This is a genomic window from Bradyrhizobium sp. U87765 SZCCT0048, assembly GCF_018131225.1.
Classification (GTDB): Bacteria; Pseudomonadota; Alphaproteobacteria; order Rhizobiales; family Xanthobacteraceae; genus Bradyrhizobium_A.
The window spans coordinates 200,033-213,128 of the sequence record NZ_JAFCMM010000001.1 but is presented as its reverse complement, the minus strand read 5'-3'; the positions used below and the strand labels follow the sequence as shown (position 1 = coordinate 213,128).

Here is a 13,096-nt window from a genome sequence, read left to right as displayed (position 1 = left end):
CGCCTCAGGCGCGCCCGGCCCGGTCCTTGTCGTTCTGGGCCTTGATGGAGTCGCGCGCCGCCGTCCAGTCGGCGTCGCTCCAGTTGCGCAGCTCATAGAAGCTGCCGCCGCTGGCGAGCGCCTGGGCGCCGTCCATGGCAATGGTCTCGCCGGTGATCCAGTCGCAGCCGCCGGAGATCAGGAACACGGCGAGATTTTGCAGCTCCTCCATGGTGCCGACCCGGCCCATCGGATTGACCGCGATGGTGCGCGCCCCGGCCTCGTCACCCGGCTTGATGCGCTTGCTCATGCCCTCGGTCGGAATTTCGCCGGGTGCGATTGCGTTGAGGCGGATGCCATAGCGGCCCCATTCGCTCGCCAGCGACATGGTCATGGTATGAACGGCCGCCTTACTCATCGCCGAGGGCACGACATAGGGACTGCCGTTGCGAACCCAGGTGGTCACGATCGACACCACATTGCCGCGATGCTGACCCGCGATCCAGCGCCGGCCGACCGCATGGGTGACGTAGAATGTGCCGTGCATCACGATGTTGGCGACGGCGTCGAAACCGCGCGGCGTCAGATCCTGCGTCCGCGAGATGAAATTCCCCGCGGCATTGTTGATGAGGTCGGTGAGCGGCTTGTCGGCGAAGATGCCTTCGACCATGGCGTCGACGGCGGCGCTGTCGCGGATGTCGAGCCCGTGGCTCGTGACCTTGCCGCCATGGGCCTGCATCAGCTCTGCGGCGGTATCGTCGCAGACGCCCTTGCGGCGACCGCAAATGTGCACGTCAGCACCGAGTTCGAGGAAACGGCGAGCCATCGCCTTGCCAAGGCCGGTTCCTCCACCGGTGACCAGGATGTTGCGACCGGCGAGCAGGCGGGACGTGAACATGGCGAACCTCACTGAGGAATGACCCCGCGAGGTTTAATCGATCATTTAAAAACTGCAAGAGGCTCCCGGCGCGATGTCGTCGCAGGCGCCCGATAACGGTCTGTCAACCATCGCCGCGGGTGTAAGCCGCGTGGCCTCAGCAGGACGCCGTCCAGCCGTCGGGGAACGGCTCGTGGGGCCAGATCGCGCCGTTGTCATTGGCGGGCTCTGGCAGGTGGTCGAAGTCGAGGCCGTCATCGAACACCGGCTCGGCCGGTGCGCGGCTCACGGCGGCGCTCACCGCATCCAGCAGGTAGTCGAATTCCACGTCCGTCATGACCCAAAACCTCTTGTGCCGAGGCCTGCACCCTGACAGAGGACGTTTGTCGTCACGTTCAGCAGAACGTTAAAATTCGAGCGATCCGGCGGAAATCCACATGGAGGAATTTGCGCGAGGGGGCCGGTCCCGGCGGCGCAGCCGCCTCAGGTCCTGGCCACGTCGAGCTTCGCCGACCTCAATGCATTGCCGGCTTCAAGTCGTGTTCGATTCTCACGTCTTGCAGGCCCGGATCGTGCTCCTGGCGAGTTCGGCGTCGTCCCTGGAGCGATAGGGACCGTCGGAAAACTGGATCGTGCCGCCGTCGATGAGCGGATTTTGCTCGACGATCCAGCAGCCCTTCACGAAGCTGCCGACGACCCAGAAACTGGCATTGCCTGCGGTGCGGGCCGGCGCGATCCACGCCGCGGCCATCGCGCCTGCAAGACATCCGAGAACGACTGCGACAGGCTTGCGCATCGCACTCTTGCGCATGGCTTTCCTCACGCACGCTGATACCGGCATGACCACTGAACGCAAGACGCGCCCTGGTGCCAGCGCCGAAGCCTGAGCGCAAGTTTCGCGTCGGGCAAGGCCGCCAGCGATCACGTTGTTGCGTCCTGACGTTTACCTTAACCTGCCGGTGCGGCCGGAACCGGACGACCGCCGTGACACACGAACAACACCATCAGGAGAGACGGACCCATGAGTGAGCGCATTGCGGTGACGATGTCGGACGGCGTGGCCGATGTGCGCCTCGTGCGCGCCGACAAGATGAATGCGCTCGACGCCGAGATGTTCGAGGCGCTGGTCGCGACAACCGCGCGGCTGCAGGCCGAGAAGGGCCTGCGCGCCGTCGTGCTGTCCGGCGAGGGCCGGGCATTCTGCGCCGGCCTCGACATGGGACGCTTCGCCGCGATGAAGGAGCACGGCGGCAATGGGATCGCCGGCGGTGCGACGCGCGATCTGTCGACGCGCACCCATGGCATTGCCAATGCGCCGCAGCAGGCGGTGTGGGGCTGGCGTCAATTGCCGGTGCCGGTGATCGCGGCCGTGCATGGTGTCGCGTTCGGCGGGGGATTCCAGCTCGCGCTCGGCGCCGACATGCGCTTTCTGTCGCAGGATGCGCGGATGTCGATCATGGAGATCAAGTGGGGGCTCATTCCCGACATGGCCGGCACGCCGATCCTTGCAAGCCTCGTGCGGGACGACATCCTGCGCGATCTCACCTACACCGGGCGGATCTTCTCGGCAGCAGAAGCGTTGAGCTATGGCCTTGCGACACGCATCTGCGACGATCCGCGCGCCGCGGCGCTCGAGGTCGCCCGTGACATCGCCGGCAAGAGCCCGGATGCAATCCGCGCCGCCAAGCGCCTGCTCAACAAGCTGAGCATCGATCCGGCGCCGGCGCTGCTGGCGGAATCAGTCGAGCAGATGAAGCTGATGGGCTTTCCCAACCAGACGGAGGCCGTGCGCGCCAACATCGAGAAGCGTGCGCCGCGCTTCATCGACGGCTAGCGTTTCAGGGAAGGGTGATTTCTTGGCACGCCGATGCGTCGCTCATTCCGATTGTCGCGCCGTCCGACGAGGGATCATCATCCGAAAGGACCACGGGAGCTTCGCGACCGAAGCTCCCGCTTGTGTCTCAGCGGCCGAAGAACAGCCACAGCAGAATGATCACCGGAATCGGTACCCCCAGCAGCCATAGCAAAAGTCCGCGGGCCATATCCTCACCTCCATCGCTGGCCTTGACTGGCGTGACAACCCGACGACAGGGAGAACGTTCCGCGCGGACGCGGCTCGAATGGCGGCCTGGAAGGACGACGATCATCCGATCGCAGTGCCGAGGCGGCGCCGCGCCTACCAGTGGCCGACGTTCGGCATCGAGGACCACGGCTCCTGCGCCGGTTTGGGATCACCCTTCTGCAGCAGCTCGATCGAGTGCAGGTCAGGCGAGCGGACAAACGCCATGTTGCCGTCGCGCGGCGGCCGGTTGATGGTGATGCCGAGCTTCATCAGGCGTTCGCAGGTGGCGTAGATGTCGTCGACCTCGTAGGCGAGGTGGCCGAAGAAGCGATCCTCGCCGTACTTCTCCTCGTCCCAGTTGTAGGTGAGTTCGACGAGCGGTGCGCCACGCGTCGGCGGCGACTGCGCGATGATGGCGTCGTCCTCCGGCGCGCCCAGGAACACCAGCGTGAACCGGCCCTTGTCGTTCTCGATACGACGAACCTCCTTGAGGCCAAGCGCATCGACATAGAACTTGAGCGCGACGTCGAGCTTGTGAACGCGCAGCATGGTGTGCAGGAAACGCATGTTTCTTGTCCTTTTGCGAACAATCGAATTCCATCCGGCCAGGTGGCCGCGCGACGTCCATAGCAGCAAAACATGGCGAAGGGCAGGTGACCCGCGGCCCGGTCGCGCGAGCCGTCGTGACGATCCCCGGCGTCGCAGGAGCGCTACCCAAGCCGATCGCCGATCAACAGCCAGCCCCTTGCCAGACTCGAATGTTCACGATATGTCCAATTCAGCAACGGAGGCCGCACTGGTGAAAACGGACAAGACATTCGATTTGGACAGCCTGAGCATCGAAGAACTCGCAACGCTGCGCGACCTCGCCATCGACAAGCTCGCGGAGAAGGTGGCGACCCGCCAGGCCGAACTCGAGGCGGAGCTCGAGCGATTGTCGCAATACGGCAAGCCGGCGAAGAAGGCCGCGGCACCGACGGCGCGGATGAAGAAGGACGAGACGCTGCGCAGCGTCGATGACGACCCGGTGCCGCAGGCGGCCTGAAGCTGGGCCGCGAAACGATCACGCGATCATGAAGGGGGCTCCGGCCCCTTTTTTGCCTGCGCGTTGCCTGTGCGCGCTCGGTATCCGCCGCCGAGACTTGCCGTCTTGAAGCTGCCATCCCTGAACTTGCCGGCCTTGAAAAACGGCCCGACTGCGGCACTGTTGTTGGCAGCCTCAGCGCACGGAGATGTCGAATGATTGCCAGCAGTCTCGCCAGCGGCATCCAGCAACTCGGCGACATGATTGCCGAAGCCTCGATCATCGTGCCGTTCACCGGCGCCGGCATCTCGACCGAGTGCGGCATTCCGGACTTTCGTTCGCCCGGCGGCCTGTGGACGCGCAACCAGCCGATCCCGTTCGATGTGTTCGTTGGCAGCCAGGAGGCGCGCGACGAAGCCTGGCGGCGACGCTTCGCGATGGAGGAGACCTTCGCCGCTGCGCGGCCGGGACGCGGTCACCGCGCGCTCGCATCGCTCTATCGCGCCGGCAAGGTTCCGGCGGTGATCACCCAGAACATCGACAATCTGCATCAGGCCTCAGGCGTTGCCGCCGAACGCGTCATCGAACTGCACGGCAACACCACCTATGCGCGCTGCATCGGCTGTGGCCAACGCTACGAACTGGATTGGGTCAAGGACCGTTTCGATCGCGACGGGCACGCGCCCGATTGCACCGCCTGCGATCAGCCTGTGAAGACTGCAACTGTCTCGTTCGGTCAGGCGATGCCGGAAGACGAGATGCGCCGCGCCGCTGAACTCGCGCGCGACTGCGATCTGTTCCTTGCCATCGGCTCGTCGCTCGTGGTGTGGCCCGCGGCAGGATTTCCGGTGATGGCGCGGAACTCCGGAGCCCGGCTCATCATTATCAACAACGAGCCGACCGATCAGGACGATCTTGCCGATCTCGTCATCAGACATGACATCGGCGAGACGCTGGCGCCGTTTGTGAGCAATTGATCTGCTGCATTGATTCGCAAACGCGCAAGCCTGTTCATAGCTCCTCAAGCCATAGTTTTTTGTCTTTGCGCGTCGACGAGGAGTGTTATCGTCGAATCACGAGATTCGCGCACGCCACAGTCGGTTTCGGTGAAGTTAACGGTGGCGTGAGTGCGGTGTCTTCATTCGCAGACCTTGTTCGCGTGATCGTTCGCGCAGGTCGCCGGAGGAGGAGACATCGCAGACGTCGTTTGGAGCGCGGAGGCTGACCGCGTTTGCTGGTGTGAGGTCCGGGGAGATGGGGTCGGACGGTTTTGAGTCCAAGAGGCCGGGAGGGCCGGCGTCAGGCGGGCCGGGATCACGCGGCCTTGACTCTCGAGGGTTGGACTCGCGGGGGCTTGGCGCTCCCGAGTTTGCCAGCCGCGATCGTGGCGCTGCCGCCGATCCATTTCTCGGCGCCGCCGAGGGCGTGGCAGCAAACCTTGTCGAGATCACCGGCGCCATCAAGTGGTTCGATGCCTCCAAGGGCTATGGCTTCATCGTGCCCGACAATGGCTGGGCCGACGTGCTGCTCCATGTCACCGTCCTGCGCCGCGATGGCTTTCAGACGGCGTATGAAGGCGCGCGCATTGTCGTCGAATGTCTGCAGCGCTCGAAGGGATTGCAGGCATTCCGCGTGGTGTCGATGGACGAGTCCACCGCCATCCATCCGGCGCAGCTGCCGCCGCCCCGCACCCATGCGAGCGTGACGCCGACCAGCGGTCTCGAGCGCGCGCAGGTCAAGTGGTTCAATCGCCTGCGCGGCTTCGGCTTCCTCACCTGTGGCGAGGGCACGCCCGACATCTTCGTGCACATGGAAACGCTGCGTCGTTACGGCATGACCGAATTGCGCCCCGGACAGTATGTTCTGGTTCGCTATGGACCTGGTTCGAAGGGCATGATGGCTGCTGAGATCCAGCCCGAGGCCGGGTCGCCTGGACTGTCCTCGCACTAAGCGGACATTTGGATTTGATGCCGGGCCATGACGACCGGCCGGCCTTGACCAATCTGAGCCGGCGAGGGCGGACGACGGGGTGACGTTCGCCCGCCCCGAGCGACCGCAAGGCTCATTACGTCCTGAAGTCTCACGTCCTGGAGTCGTCCAACCCTGAACTCATCAGGCCCGAAGCGCATCAAGCTATTGTGCGGGCGTGATCTGCACGATCGGTATTCACCTGCTGCGCTGGCCGCGCTAGAGCAGGGATGGTGTTCTGCTGCGTCGGTCTGACGCGGACCCGTACCGGATCAGTCCCGAGGTTTGGCCATCATGACATTCGATCTTCGTTCGTTTTTCGGCGCGGCGCCCGGCCGCCGTCGCACCCAGGCATGGCTGGTGGCGCTGGTGGTTCTATGCGGCGGTGCCCTTGCCTGGCGACCGGTCGCTGCAGCCGATCGCGAAAATCTGGAGATCGTGACGCAGAGCGGCGTTCAGGTGTTTTCCGTCGAGGTGATGCGTACCGATGAAGAGCGCGCCCGCGGCCTGATGTTCCGCCAATCGCTGCCGGATGGTCAGGGTATGTTGTTCGACTTCAACCCCGAGCAGCCGGTGTCGATGTGGATGAAGAACACCCTGATCCCGCTCGATATGATCTTCATCCAGTCCGACGGCCGCATCCTGCGCATCGCCGAGAACACCCAGGTTCAGTCCGAGAAAATCATTTCGTCAAGCGGCCCTGTCCGCGGCGTGCTGGAAGTCATTGCGGGAACGGCAAAAAAGCTCAAAATCCGGCCCGGCGACAAGGTCGCGCACCCGTTGTTCGGCGGCCGCTGACGGCACCATCCTCGCGGCGGCTTGTCTTGCCGCTGCCCGACGAAGCGTGTATCGAAAGCAGCCGCAGGGCCCGTTCGTAGCGAACGCGCCCGGCCGCGTCAGCGGCCCGAGCGACCGTCGGGGCATAGCGCAGTCCGGTAGCGCATCTGCTTTGGGAGCAGAGGGTCGCAGGTTCGAATCCTGCTGCCCCGACCATTCCTTTCATGATCTGTTCTGCATGCCGCAGATCGCGATGTCGCCGGTCTCGATCCTGCCATGAGCCGGACTGCGACGCTGCGCCGTCATGGCGAGTAACGCGGTTCGCCTTCGTTCCTCCTTCGTCGACCAATCTTTCCGGTTTGGTTCCGGGAACGCGCCATGCCGCGCCGGGTTCTCGGTCCGCGGGGTTCGATGCGAGTGGAGGAACGACACATGAAAACGACTTTGCTATCGACTGTTGCTGCAGCGGCGCTCGCCCTGGGCTGCGCCGTGGCTTCGGCGCAGGACACCAAGGCGCCGGCCGCCAGTGGCGGCGTCCCGTCGGGCGCCATGGAGCGTAGCGCTCCTGCGGGCGGCGCAGCCGAGCACACCCCGGCTCAGCCGAAGGCCGACAAGCAGGCGCAGACGCCCCCCGCCGGCACCAGGACCGACGAGCGCAACGCCCAGACGCCGTCCGCCAGCAAGGCCGGCGGTCGCATGAGTTCGGAGAAGGCGACGCCCGACCACGGCGCGCAGCGCACCGGCGATAACGCTACGAAACCCGGTGCCAGCGACAGGAGCGGCGCCAGCGCGCAGTCGGACACCCGCGCGAAGACCACGGTCGGTGCGGCGCCATCGTCGGAAACCAGGATGACGACGGAGCAACGCACCCAGATCCGCGAGAAGGTGATCGCAACCGGCCCAAAAGTGACCAACGTCAACTTCTCGCTCAATGTCGGCACCGTGGTGCCGAACACCGTGCGCGTGGTCGAGGTGCCGCCGGTGATCGTAGACATCCATCCGGAGTGGCGCGGCTATCGCTATTTCGTGGCGAACGATCAGGTGATCATCGTCGACCGTACCACGCTGCGCATCATTGCCGTGCTCGACGTCTGACGCGAAGGCTCTGGACAGCAAAACACCCGCCGGATTGCTCCGGCGGGTGTCGTGTTTGCGAAAAGGGCGGCGACGGTCAGGCGGCGGCGCTTGCCTCAGGAGCCGGCGCGGGCTTCGGCCGCGGCGGCGGCTTGTCCTGGCGCTTCGACCAGGCGCGATAGTAGGCGACCGCGGTCATCAGGGCGATGCCGACCACGCTGACCAGGACCTGAACCAGCACCGAGCCGGAGCTCAGCGTCAGCACGAAATGGCCGACGAACGACAGGAACACGCCGACGCAGAACACCTCCAGCGATTGCTGGCCGCACTTGATCATCGGCGCGAACACCTTCCATTCCAGCCCCGGCCAGTTCTTCGGGAAAAATCGCGTCACCAGGAACGCAATGATGACGAAGTGCAGCACGCGGTAGGGTGCGAGGTTGGTCTTGTCGTTGGGATTGAAGGTTTCATAGAGCCAGCGCGGGAACAGATTGCCGAACGCCTCGAAGCGGCCCGCCATGGTCATCACCAGCGCGAAGATCAGGTAGGCAATGCCTGCGACCAGCAATGATCGCGAGCGGATGATGGGTCGTGACTCCAGCGCGCCGCCGAGCGCGAACCAGGCGCCGAACATGAACAGCAACTGCCAGCAGAACGGATTGAAGTACCAGGTGCCGACCGGATAGGCCGGCAGATTCCAGCCGAACTGGCGCGCCGCCGCATACAGGATCAGCGAGGCGAACATCACGAGATCGGGATGGCGCAGCATCAGCCACAGCACCGGCGGAAACACGCCCATCAGCACGATGTAGAGCGGTAGCACGTCGAGGTTGACCGGCTTGAATTTCAGCAGCAGGCCCTGCGTCAGCGTCTCGATCGGGTTGTCGATGAGGCCTGCGACGTTGAACTCGTTGATGATGTCCGGGTCGTGGAATTTGATCGCGACATAGCCGATGGTGACGATGTAGATCACGAACAGGAAGACGTGGGCTACATAGAGCTGCCAGACCCGCTTCATCAGCCGTGTCGCGCCGACGACGAAGCCACGCTCGATCATCATCCGCGCATAGACGAACGACGCGGTGTAGCCGGAGATGAACACGAACAGGTCGGCGGCGTCGCTGAAGCCGTAATTGCGCGTCGTCAGCCAGTTCACGATGTTGTAGGGGATGTGATCGAGAAAGATCGCCCAGTTGGCGATCCCGCGGAACAGATCGAGCCGGAGATCGCGGCCGGCGACGGGTAGGTGGGCTCTGATTTCCATGGTGACCACATTGTGAGGGAAGGGAGGGATCGCGTCGGATCCCGGCCTGACAGGCAGATTGTAACCGAGTTTGCGGTCGAATATATTGACCGAAATTAGCCCTGTTAAACTGTAGAATCGTACAATAAAACCCACCGGCCCGGTCCGGCAATGGCCAGACGGCCACAGCCGGCGGGGACCTATCCAACGAGATGGAGCTTCTGTCGTCCATGACGGCCCGCATCTACAAACCCGCCAAGAACGCCATGCAGTCCGGCAAGGCCAAGAGCCGGGAATGGCAGCTCGATTTCGAGCCAGAGCAGCCGCGGACCATCGAGCCGCTGATGGGCTGGACCAGTTCCGGTGACATGAAGCAGCAGCTCACCCTGCGCTTCCACACCCGTGAGGACGCGGTCGCCTATTGCGAGCGGGAAGGCATTCCCTATCAGGTGCAGGAGCCGGGCGAGCCGCTTCATCGCACTGTCGCGTATGCCGACAACTTTGCCTTCCGCCGCGGCGAGCCCTGGACGCACTGACGCTGGACGCACTGCCCCTGGATCTGGATGCACTGATCCCGGACGGCCGGTCGAAGCCTCCTGGACGGTGACGAGGGTGGTGTCGGGGCCGTGACAGTCCCCCGCCCGATCGTCCATGATCTGGCGCCGCGCCGGCAGTATCTGTTGGTAACCCTCACGGCCGATGGCGGCATGGCTGCCTGGTCCGGGACGACGTGGAATATTGCCGACGACGGCGCGCGATGGCCCAGCCACGGCGCCATCCCGTCCGCGGGCGGTTGCCTCATCCTCAATCTCGGCCTATTCGCAGCAGCCAGCGGCCTGCTCGACCCCACCGGGTCCTGCGTCGAGGAGAACGTCATGACCAATAGTAACGTGCGCATCGAGACCCACGGGGCCGTCGCCCGTGTCGTGCTCGACCGTCCGGAACGCAACAACGCGTTCGACGAAGACCTCATCGCTGCGCTGTGGCGCGCGTTCGAGGCGCTTGCGGGCGCGAGCGACATCTCCGTCGTGGTGGTGATGGGCGAGGGCAAGAGCTTTTGCGCCGGCGCCGACATCAACTGGATGAAGAAGGCGTCGACGTTCACACGCGAGGAAAACGTTCGCGATGCCCAGCCACTGGCGCGCATGCTGGCGGCGCTCGATCGTATGCCGCAGACCACGATCGCGCGCGTACAGGGGCCGGTTTATGGCGGCGGCATCGGCCTTGTCGCCGCATGCGATATTGCGATCGCCACCGACGATGCGACCTTCTGCCTGTCCGAGGTGAGGCTCGGTCTCGTGCCGGCGGTGATCAGCCCCTACGTCCTGCGCGCGATCGGTCAGCGCGCCGGCCGACGCTATTTCCAGACCGCCGAGGTGTTTGCCGCGTCCGAGGCCGAGCGGATCGGCCTGGTCCATGAGGTGGTCGCAGCCGGCGGCATCGACGCGCGGATCGACGGACTGCTGAAGCAGTTGCGAACCGGCGCGCCCCAGGCGCGCGCCGCGGCCAAGGCGCTGGTCGGTGCGGTCGCCGGCCGGCCGATCGACGAGGCCGTGCTGATCGAGACGGCGGAGCTGATCGCCGACATGCGCGCCAGGTCCGAAGCCCGCGAGGGCCTCTCGGCGTTCCTCGAAAAGCGCAGGCCGTCCTGGAGCCAGGCGTAGACGCGTCGCCAATCGACACAGCCCGGAGAGGCATGCCCATCATGAGTGATCAGGTTCGCATTATCGAGGTCGGTCCCCGCGACGGGCTGCAGAACGAGAAGACGCCGATCAGCGTGGCGGATCGCGTCGCCTTCATCGAGGCGCTGGTGGCCGCCGGCTGCCCGGTCGTGGAGGTCGGCAGCTTCGTGTCGCCGAAGGCCGTGCCGCAGATGGCCGGCTCCGACGAGGTGTTGCGCGCGGTCGATCATCATCCCGGTCGTGAGTTTCATGTGCTGGTGCCCAATGAGAAGGGCTATGACGCCGCGATTGCCGCCGGCGCGCGGGTGGTCGCGGTGTTCGCGTCGGCATCGGAAGGTTTCTCCCGCGCCAACATCAACTGCACCATCGCGGAATCGATCGAGCGCTTCCGGCCGGTGCTGGCCCGCGCAAAGGCCGACGGCATCAAGGTGCGTGGCTACGTGTCCTGCGTACTCGGCTGTCCCTACGACGGCGACGTCAAGCCCGCCGCGGTGGCGTCGGTCGCAAAAACCCTGTGGGAGCAGGGCTGCTACGAGATTTCGCTCGGCGACACCATTGGCGTCGGCACGCCGGCGCGCGCGCGCGCGCTGCTGCGCACCGTCGCGACCGAAGTGCCGGCCGAACGCCTGGCGATGCACTTCCACGACACTTATGGGCAGGCGCTCGCCAACATCTACGCGGGTCTGGAGGAAGGCGTGCGGGTGATCGATTCCGCTGCCGGCGGCCTCGGCGGCTGCCCCTACGCACCGGGCGCCACCGGCAACGTCGCGACTGAGGATGTCGTCTACATGCTGGAGGGCATGGGCCTCGGGACCGGTATCGACATGGCCGGGCTGCTGGCGGCGACCAACACCGTGAGCGGGTTGATTGGCCGTCCGCCGGTGAGCCGTGTCGCCGCAGCGTTGAACGCCAAAGCGAAGGCGACCGCTCGCGCGTGAAACGACGTTAGCGCGCCTTGAGCCCGAGTTCGAGGCAACGGAAGATCCGCGGATCGGCGCATTGCGCCACATTGAACCGCAGGAACTGGCCGGCCGTCTGAGACAGGCTGAAGGCGTTGCCCGGCGCCAGCACGATACGGTCGGCGAGGGCGCGCCGTGCGAGTTCCGAGGCGTCATGCCCGTCGGGCAGCTGGCACCACAGGAACATGCCCGCCTTGGGCTCGATCCACGGTCTGATGCCGAGTTTTTTCAGGCGGCCCGCGGTCTCGCCCATCGCGGCGGCCAGCCGCGCGCGCAGGCCATCGACATGCTTGCGATAGGTGCCGTCCATCAGCACCGTGAGCAGCAGTTCGGCCGACAGGCGGCTGCTGCTGAACGAGGTCGCGATCTTCAGGTCGATCAGTTGATCGATCCAGTCGGCACGGCTGGCAAGATAACCGCAGCGCACCGACGCCGACAATGTCTTGGAAAAGCTGCCGACCTGCACGACGCGAGCAAGGCCATCGAAGGCCGCAAGCCGCGGTGACGGCTCGGCCTCGAAATCCGAAAAGATGTCGTCCTCGATGATCGTCAGGTCGTGCTGCTCGGCGAGCTTGAGCAGGCGGTGGGCGGTCACGGCCGAGAGCGCCGCACCTGTCGGATTGTGAGGAGCGGCGTTGGTGACGTAGAGCCGCGGGCGCAATTCGGCGGCGATGCGCGCGAACGCCTCGACGTCGGGACCTGTCGGTGTATGGGGCACGCCGACGACGCGCGCACGATGGGTGCGCAGCAGGGCGTGAAAGTTGAAATAGCCGGGATCGTCGACCAGCACCGTGTCGCCGGGCTCGAGCAGCAGGCGGCACAGCAGGTCGATGGCCTGGGTCCCGGACTCCGTCAGCATGATCTGGTCGGGCGCGGCCTCGACGCCATGGCCACCGAGCCGCCGCGCCAGCAATTGCCGCAGCGGCAGCGGCCCCAGCGGCGAGCCGTAATCGGTCAAGACGCCATCGTCGCCGCGGGCGAGGCGCCGCAACGCGCGGCGCAGGCTCTCCTCGGGCATCCAGGACGGCGGCAGCCAGCCGCACCCCGGTTTGAGAACGTTCGCGTCCGCTTCGAGCGATTGGCGTGACACCCATAACGGATCGACCGCCCGATCGCGCTGCGGCTCGTTGTCGGCCAGCGACAGCGGCGGCAGGCGCGCCGCGACATAGAAGCCCGAGCCGCGGCGCGACTTGATCACCCCCTCGGCCGCGAGCCGCTCATAGGCGTCGACGACAGTCGACTTGGACACACCGAGGGTTGCGGCGAAGGCGCGGATCGAGGGCAGCCGGGCGCCAGGCGCCAGCGTGCGCGCAGCGATGCGCTGGCGGATGACCTGCATGGCGCGCGCGACGAGGGTGCCGCCGCCGTCAGTGTCCGGGATGTTGATGTCCATCTGTATTGTCCTGTCGACCATGACAGTTTGGCCGAATTGTACTGCATTGTCTCTGGCT

The 13,096-nt window shown here is 65.3% G+C and carries 15 protein-coding genes and 1 tRNA gene; 10 read left to right on the top strand and 6 right to left on the bottom strand.

Going from position 1 to position 13,096, the window contains the following annotated elements; translation table 11 throughout:
* Positions 1-4: 4 nt before the first annotated feature.
* The 3 genes from JQ639_RS00920 to JQ639_RS00910 all read right to left on the bottom strand — a co-directional run bounded on the left by JQ639_RS00920 (position 5) and on the right by JQ639_RS00910 (position 1,667).
* The gene (locus JQ639_RS00920; RefSeq protein ID WP_211970057.1) at positions 5-877 is read right to left on the bottom strand and encodes an SDR family oxidoreductase; all 873 of its coding nucleotides are present in this window, start codon (positions 875-877) and stop codon (positions 5-7) included.
* Between the two features lie 136 nt (positions 878-1,013).
* Positions 1,014-1,193 (bottom strand): hypothetical protein, encoded by a 180-nt coding sequence (locus JQ639_RS00915; protein ID WP_211970056.1) that lies wholly within the window; start codon positions 1,191-1,193, stop codon positions 1,014-1,016.
* 213 nt (positions 1,194-1,406) lie between these two features.
* Complete coding sequence (locus JQ639_RS00910; protein ID WP_349644689.1) at positions 1,407-1,667, bottom strand: hypothetical protein; 261 nt, start codon at positions 1,665-1,667, stop codon at positions 1,407-1,409.
* Positions 1,668-1,877: 210 nt separating this feature from the next.
* On the opposite strand from JQ639_RS00910, the gene JQ639_RS00905 reads away from it, so the two are divergent.
* Positions 1,878-2,690: a crotonase/enoyl-CoA hydratase family protein gene (locus JQ639_RS00905; RefSeq protein ID WP_211970055.1), complete on the top strand. Its 813-nt coding sequence runs from the start codon at positions 1,878-1,880 to the stop codon at positions 2,688-2,690.
* Positions 2,691-3,032: 342 nt separating this feature from the next.
* Here JQ639_RS00905 and JQ639_RS00900 read toward each other — a convergent pair whose 3' ends face one another.
* Positions 3,033-3,485, bottom strand: a complete 453-nt coding sequence (locus JQ639_RS00900; protein WP_211970054.1) for a VOC family protein — start codon at positions 3,483-3,485, stop codon at positions 3,033-3,035.
* 256 nt (positions 3,486-3,741) lie between these two features.
* Here JQ639_RS00900 and JQ639_RS00895 point away from each other — a divergent pair, with 256 nt between their 5' ends.
* The 6 genes from JQ639_RS00895 to JQ639_RS00870 all read left to right on the top strand — a co-directional run bounded on the left by JQ639_RS00895 (position 3,742) and on the right by JQ639_RS00870 (position 7,782).
* The gene (locus JQ639_RS00895; RefSeq protein ID WP_249123625.1) at positions 3,742-3,963 is read left to right on the top strand and encodes a hypothetical protein; all 222 of its coding nucleotides are present in this window, start codon (positions 3,742-3,744) and stop codon (positions 3,961-3,963) included.
* Between the two features lie 194 nt (positions 3,964-4,157).
* Positions 4,158-4,919, top strand: a complete 762-nt coding sequence (locus JQ639_RS00890) for an SIR2 family NAD-dependent protein deacylase (RefSeq protein ID WP_211970052.1) — start codon at positions 4,158-4,160, stop codon at positions 4,917-4,919.
* A 277-nt stretch (positions 4,920-5,196) separates the two neighbouring features.
* Complete coding sequence (locus tag JQ639_RS00885) at positions 5,197-5,892, top strand: cold-shock protein (RefSeq protein WP_211970051.1); 696 nt, start codon at positions 5,197-5,199, stop codon at positions 5,890-5,892.
* Positions 5,893-6,204: 312 nt separating this feature from the next.
* Positions 6,205-6,708: a DUF192 domain-containing protein gene (locus tag JQ639_RS00880; RefSeq protein ID WP_211970161.1), complete on the top strand. Its 504-nt coding sequence runs from the start codon at positions 6,205-6,207 to the stop codon at positions 6,706-6,708.
* 118 nt (positions 6,709-6,826) lie between these two features.
* A tRNA-Pro gene (locus JQ639_RS00875) sits at positions 6,827-6,903 on the top strand.
* A 216-nt stretch (positions 6,904-7,119) separates the two neighbouring features.
* Positions 7,120-7,782 (top strand): DUF1236 domain-containing protein, encoded by a 663-nt coding sequence (locus tag JQ639_RS00870; RefSeq protein WP_211970050.1) that lies wholly within the window; start codon positions 7,120-7,122, stop codon positions 7,780-7,782.
* A gap of 76 nt (positions 7,783-7,858) precedes the next feature.
* On the opposite strand, the gene JQ639_RS00865 is transcribed toward JQ639_RS00870, so the two are convergent.
* The gene (locus JQ639_RS00865; RefSeq protein WP_211970049.1) at positions 7,859-9,025 is read right to left on the bottom strand and encodes an OpgC domain-containing protein; all 1,167 of its coding nucleotides are present in this window, start codon (positions 9,023-9,025) and stop codon (positions 7,859-7,861) included.
* Between the two features lie 209 nt (positions 9,026-9,234).
* Between JQ639_RS00865 and JQ639_RS00860 the strand changes: the two genes are divergently transcribed.
* The 3 genes from JQ639_RS00860 to JQ639_RS00850 all read left to right on the top strand — a co-directional run bounded on the left by JQ639_RS00860 (position 9,235) and on the right by JQ639_RS00850 (position 11,624).
* Positions 9,235-9,540 carry an ETC complex I subunit gene (locus tag JQ639_RS00860; protein WP_211970048.1) on the top strand — a complete coding sequence of 102 codons (306 nt, stop codon included), beginning with the start codon at positions 9,235-9,237 and terminating at the stop codon, positions 9,538-9,540.
* 90 nt (positions 9,541-9,630) lie between these two features.
* Positions 9,631-10,668, top strand: coding sequence for an enoyl-CoA hydratase/isomerase family protein (locus tag JQ639_RS00855; RefSeq protein ID WP_502748152.1), 1,038 nt, complete (start codon positions 9,631-9,633; stop codon positions 10,666-10,668).
* Positions 10,669-10,709: 41 nt separating this feature from the next.
* The gene (locus JQ639_RS00850) at positions 10,710-11,624 is read left to right on the top strand and encodes a hydroxymethylglutaryl-CoA lyase (protein WP_211970047.1); all 915 of its coding nucleotides are present in this window, start codon (positions 10,710-10,712) and stop codon (positions 11,622-11,624) included.
* Positions 11,625-11,631: 7 nt separating this feature from the next.
* Here the strand turns inward: JQ639_RS00850 and JQ639_RS00845 are convergent, their stop codons facing one another.
* Positions 11,632-13,038 (bottom strand): aminotransferase-like domain-containing protein, encoded by a 1,407-nt coding sequence (locus tag JQ639_RS00845; protein ID WP_249123624.1) that lies wholly within the window; start codon positions 13,036-13,038, stop codon positions 11,632-11,634.
* Positions 13,039-13,096: the final 58 nt, after the last annotated feature.

Bases quoted from the DNA above. Each gene is read 5' to 3' on its own strand.
- JQ639_RS00845 (WP_249123624.1), bottom strand. From the start codon at position 13,038: ATGGACATCAACATCCCGGACACTGACGGCGGCGGCACCCTCGTCGCG.
- JQ639_RS00870 (WP_211970050.1), top strand. From the start codon at position 7,120: ATGAAAACGACTTTGCTATCGACTGTTGCTGCAGCGGCGCTCGCCCTG.
- JQ639_RS00920 (WP_211970057.1), bottom strand. From the start codon at position 877: ATGTTCACGTCCCGCCTGCTCGCCGGTCGCAACATCCTGGTCACCGGT.
- JQ639_RS00885 (WP_211970051.1), top strand. From the start codon at position 5,197: ATGGGGTCGGACGGTTTTGAGTCCAAGAGGCCGGGAGGGCCGGCGTCA.
- JQ639_RS00890 (WP_211970052.1), top strand. From the start codon at position 4,158: ATGATTGCCAGCAGTCTCGCCAGCGGCATCCAGCAACTCGGCGACATG.
- JQ639_RS00850 (WP_211970047.1), top strand. From the start codon at position 10,710: ATGAGTGATCAGGTTCGCATTATCGAGGTCGGTCCCCGCGACGGGCTG.
- JQ639_RS00905 (WP_211970055.1), top strand. From the start codon at position 1,878: ATGAGTGAGCGCATTGCGGTGACGATGTCGGACGGCGTGGCCGATGTG.
- JQ639_RS00900 (WP_211970054.1), bottom strand. From the start codon at position 3,485: ATGCGTTTCCTGCACACCATGCTGCGCGTTCACAAGCTCGACGTCGCG.
- JQ639_RS00865 (WP_211970049.1), bottom strand. From the start codon at position 9,025: ATGGAAATCAGAGCCCACCTACCCGTCGCCGGCCGCGATCTCCGGCTC.
- JQ639_RS00860 (WP_211970048.1), top strand. From the start codon at position 9,235: ATGACGGCCCGCATCTACAAACCCGCCAAGAACGCCATGCAGTCCGGC.
- JQ639_RS00910 (WP_349644689.1), bottom strand. From the start codon at position 1,667: ATGCGCAAGAGTGCGATGCGCAAGCCTGTCGCAGTCGTTCTCGGATGT.
- JQ639_RS00880 (WP_211970161.1), top strand. From the start codon at position 6,205: ATGACATTCGATCTTCGTTCGTTTTTCGGCGCGGCGCCCGGCCGCCGT.
- JQ639_RS00915 (WP_211970056.1), bottom strand. From the start codon at position 1,193: ATGACGGACGTGGAATTCGACTACCTGCTGGATGCGGTGAGCGCCGCC.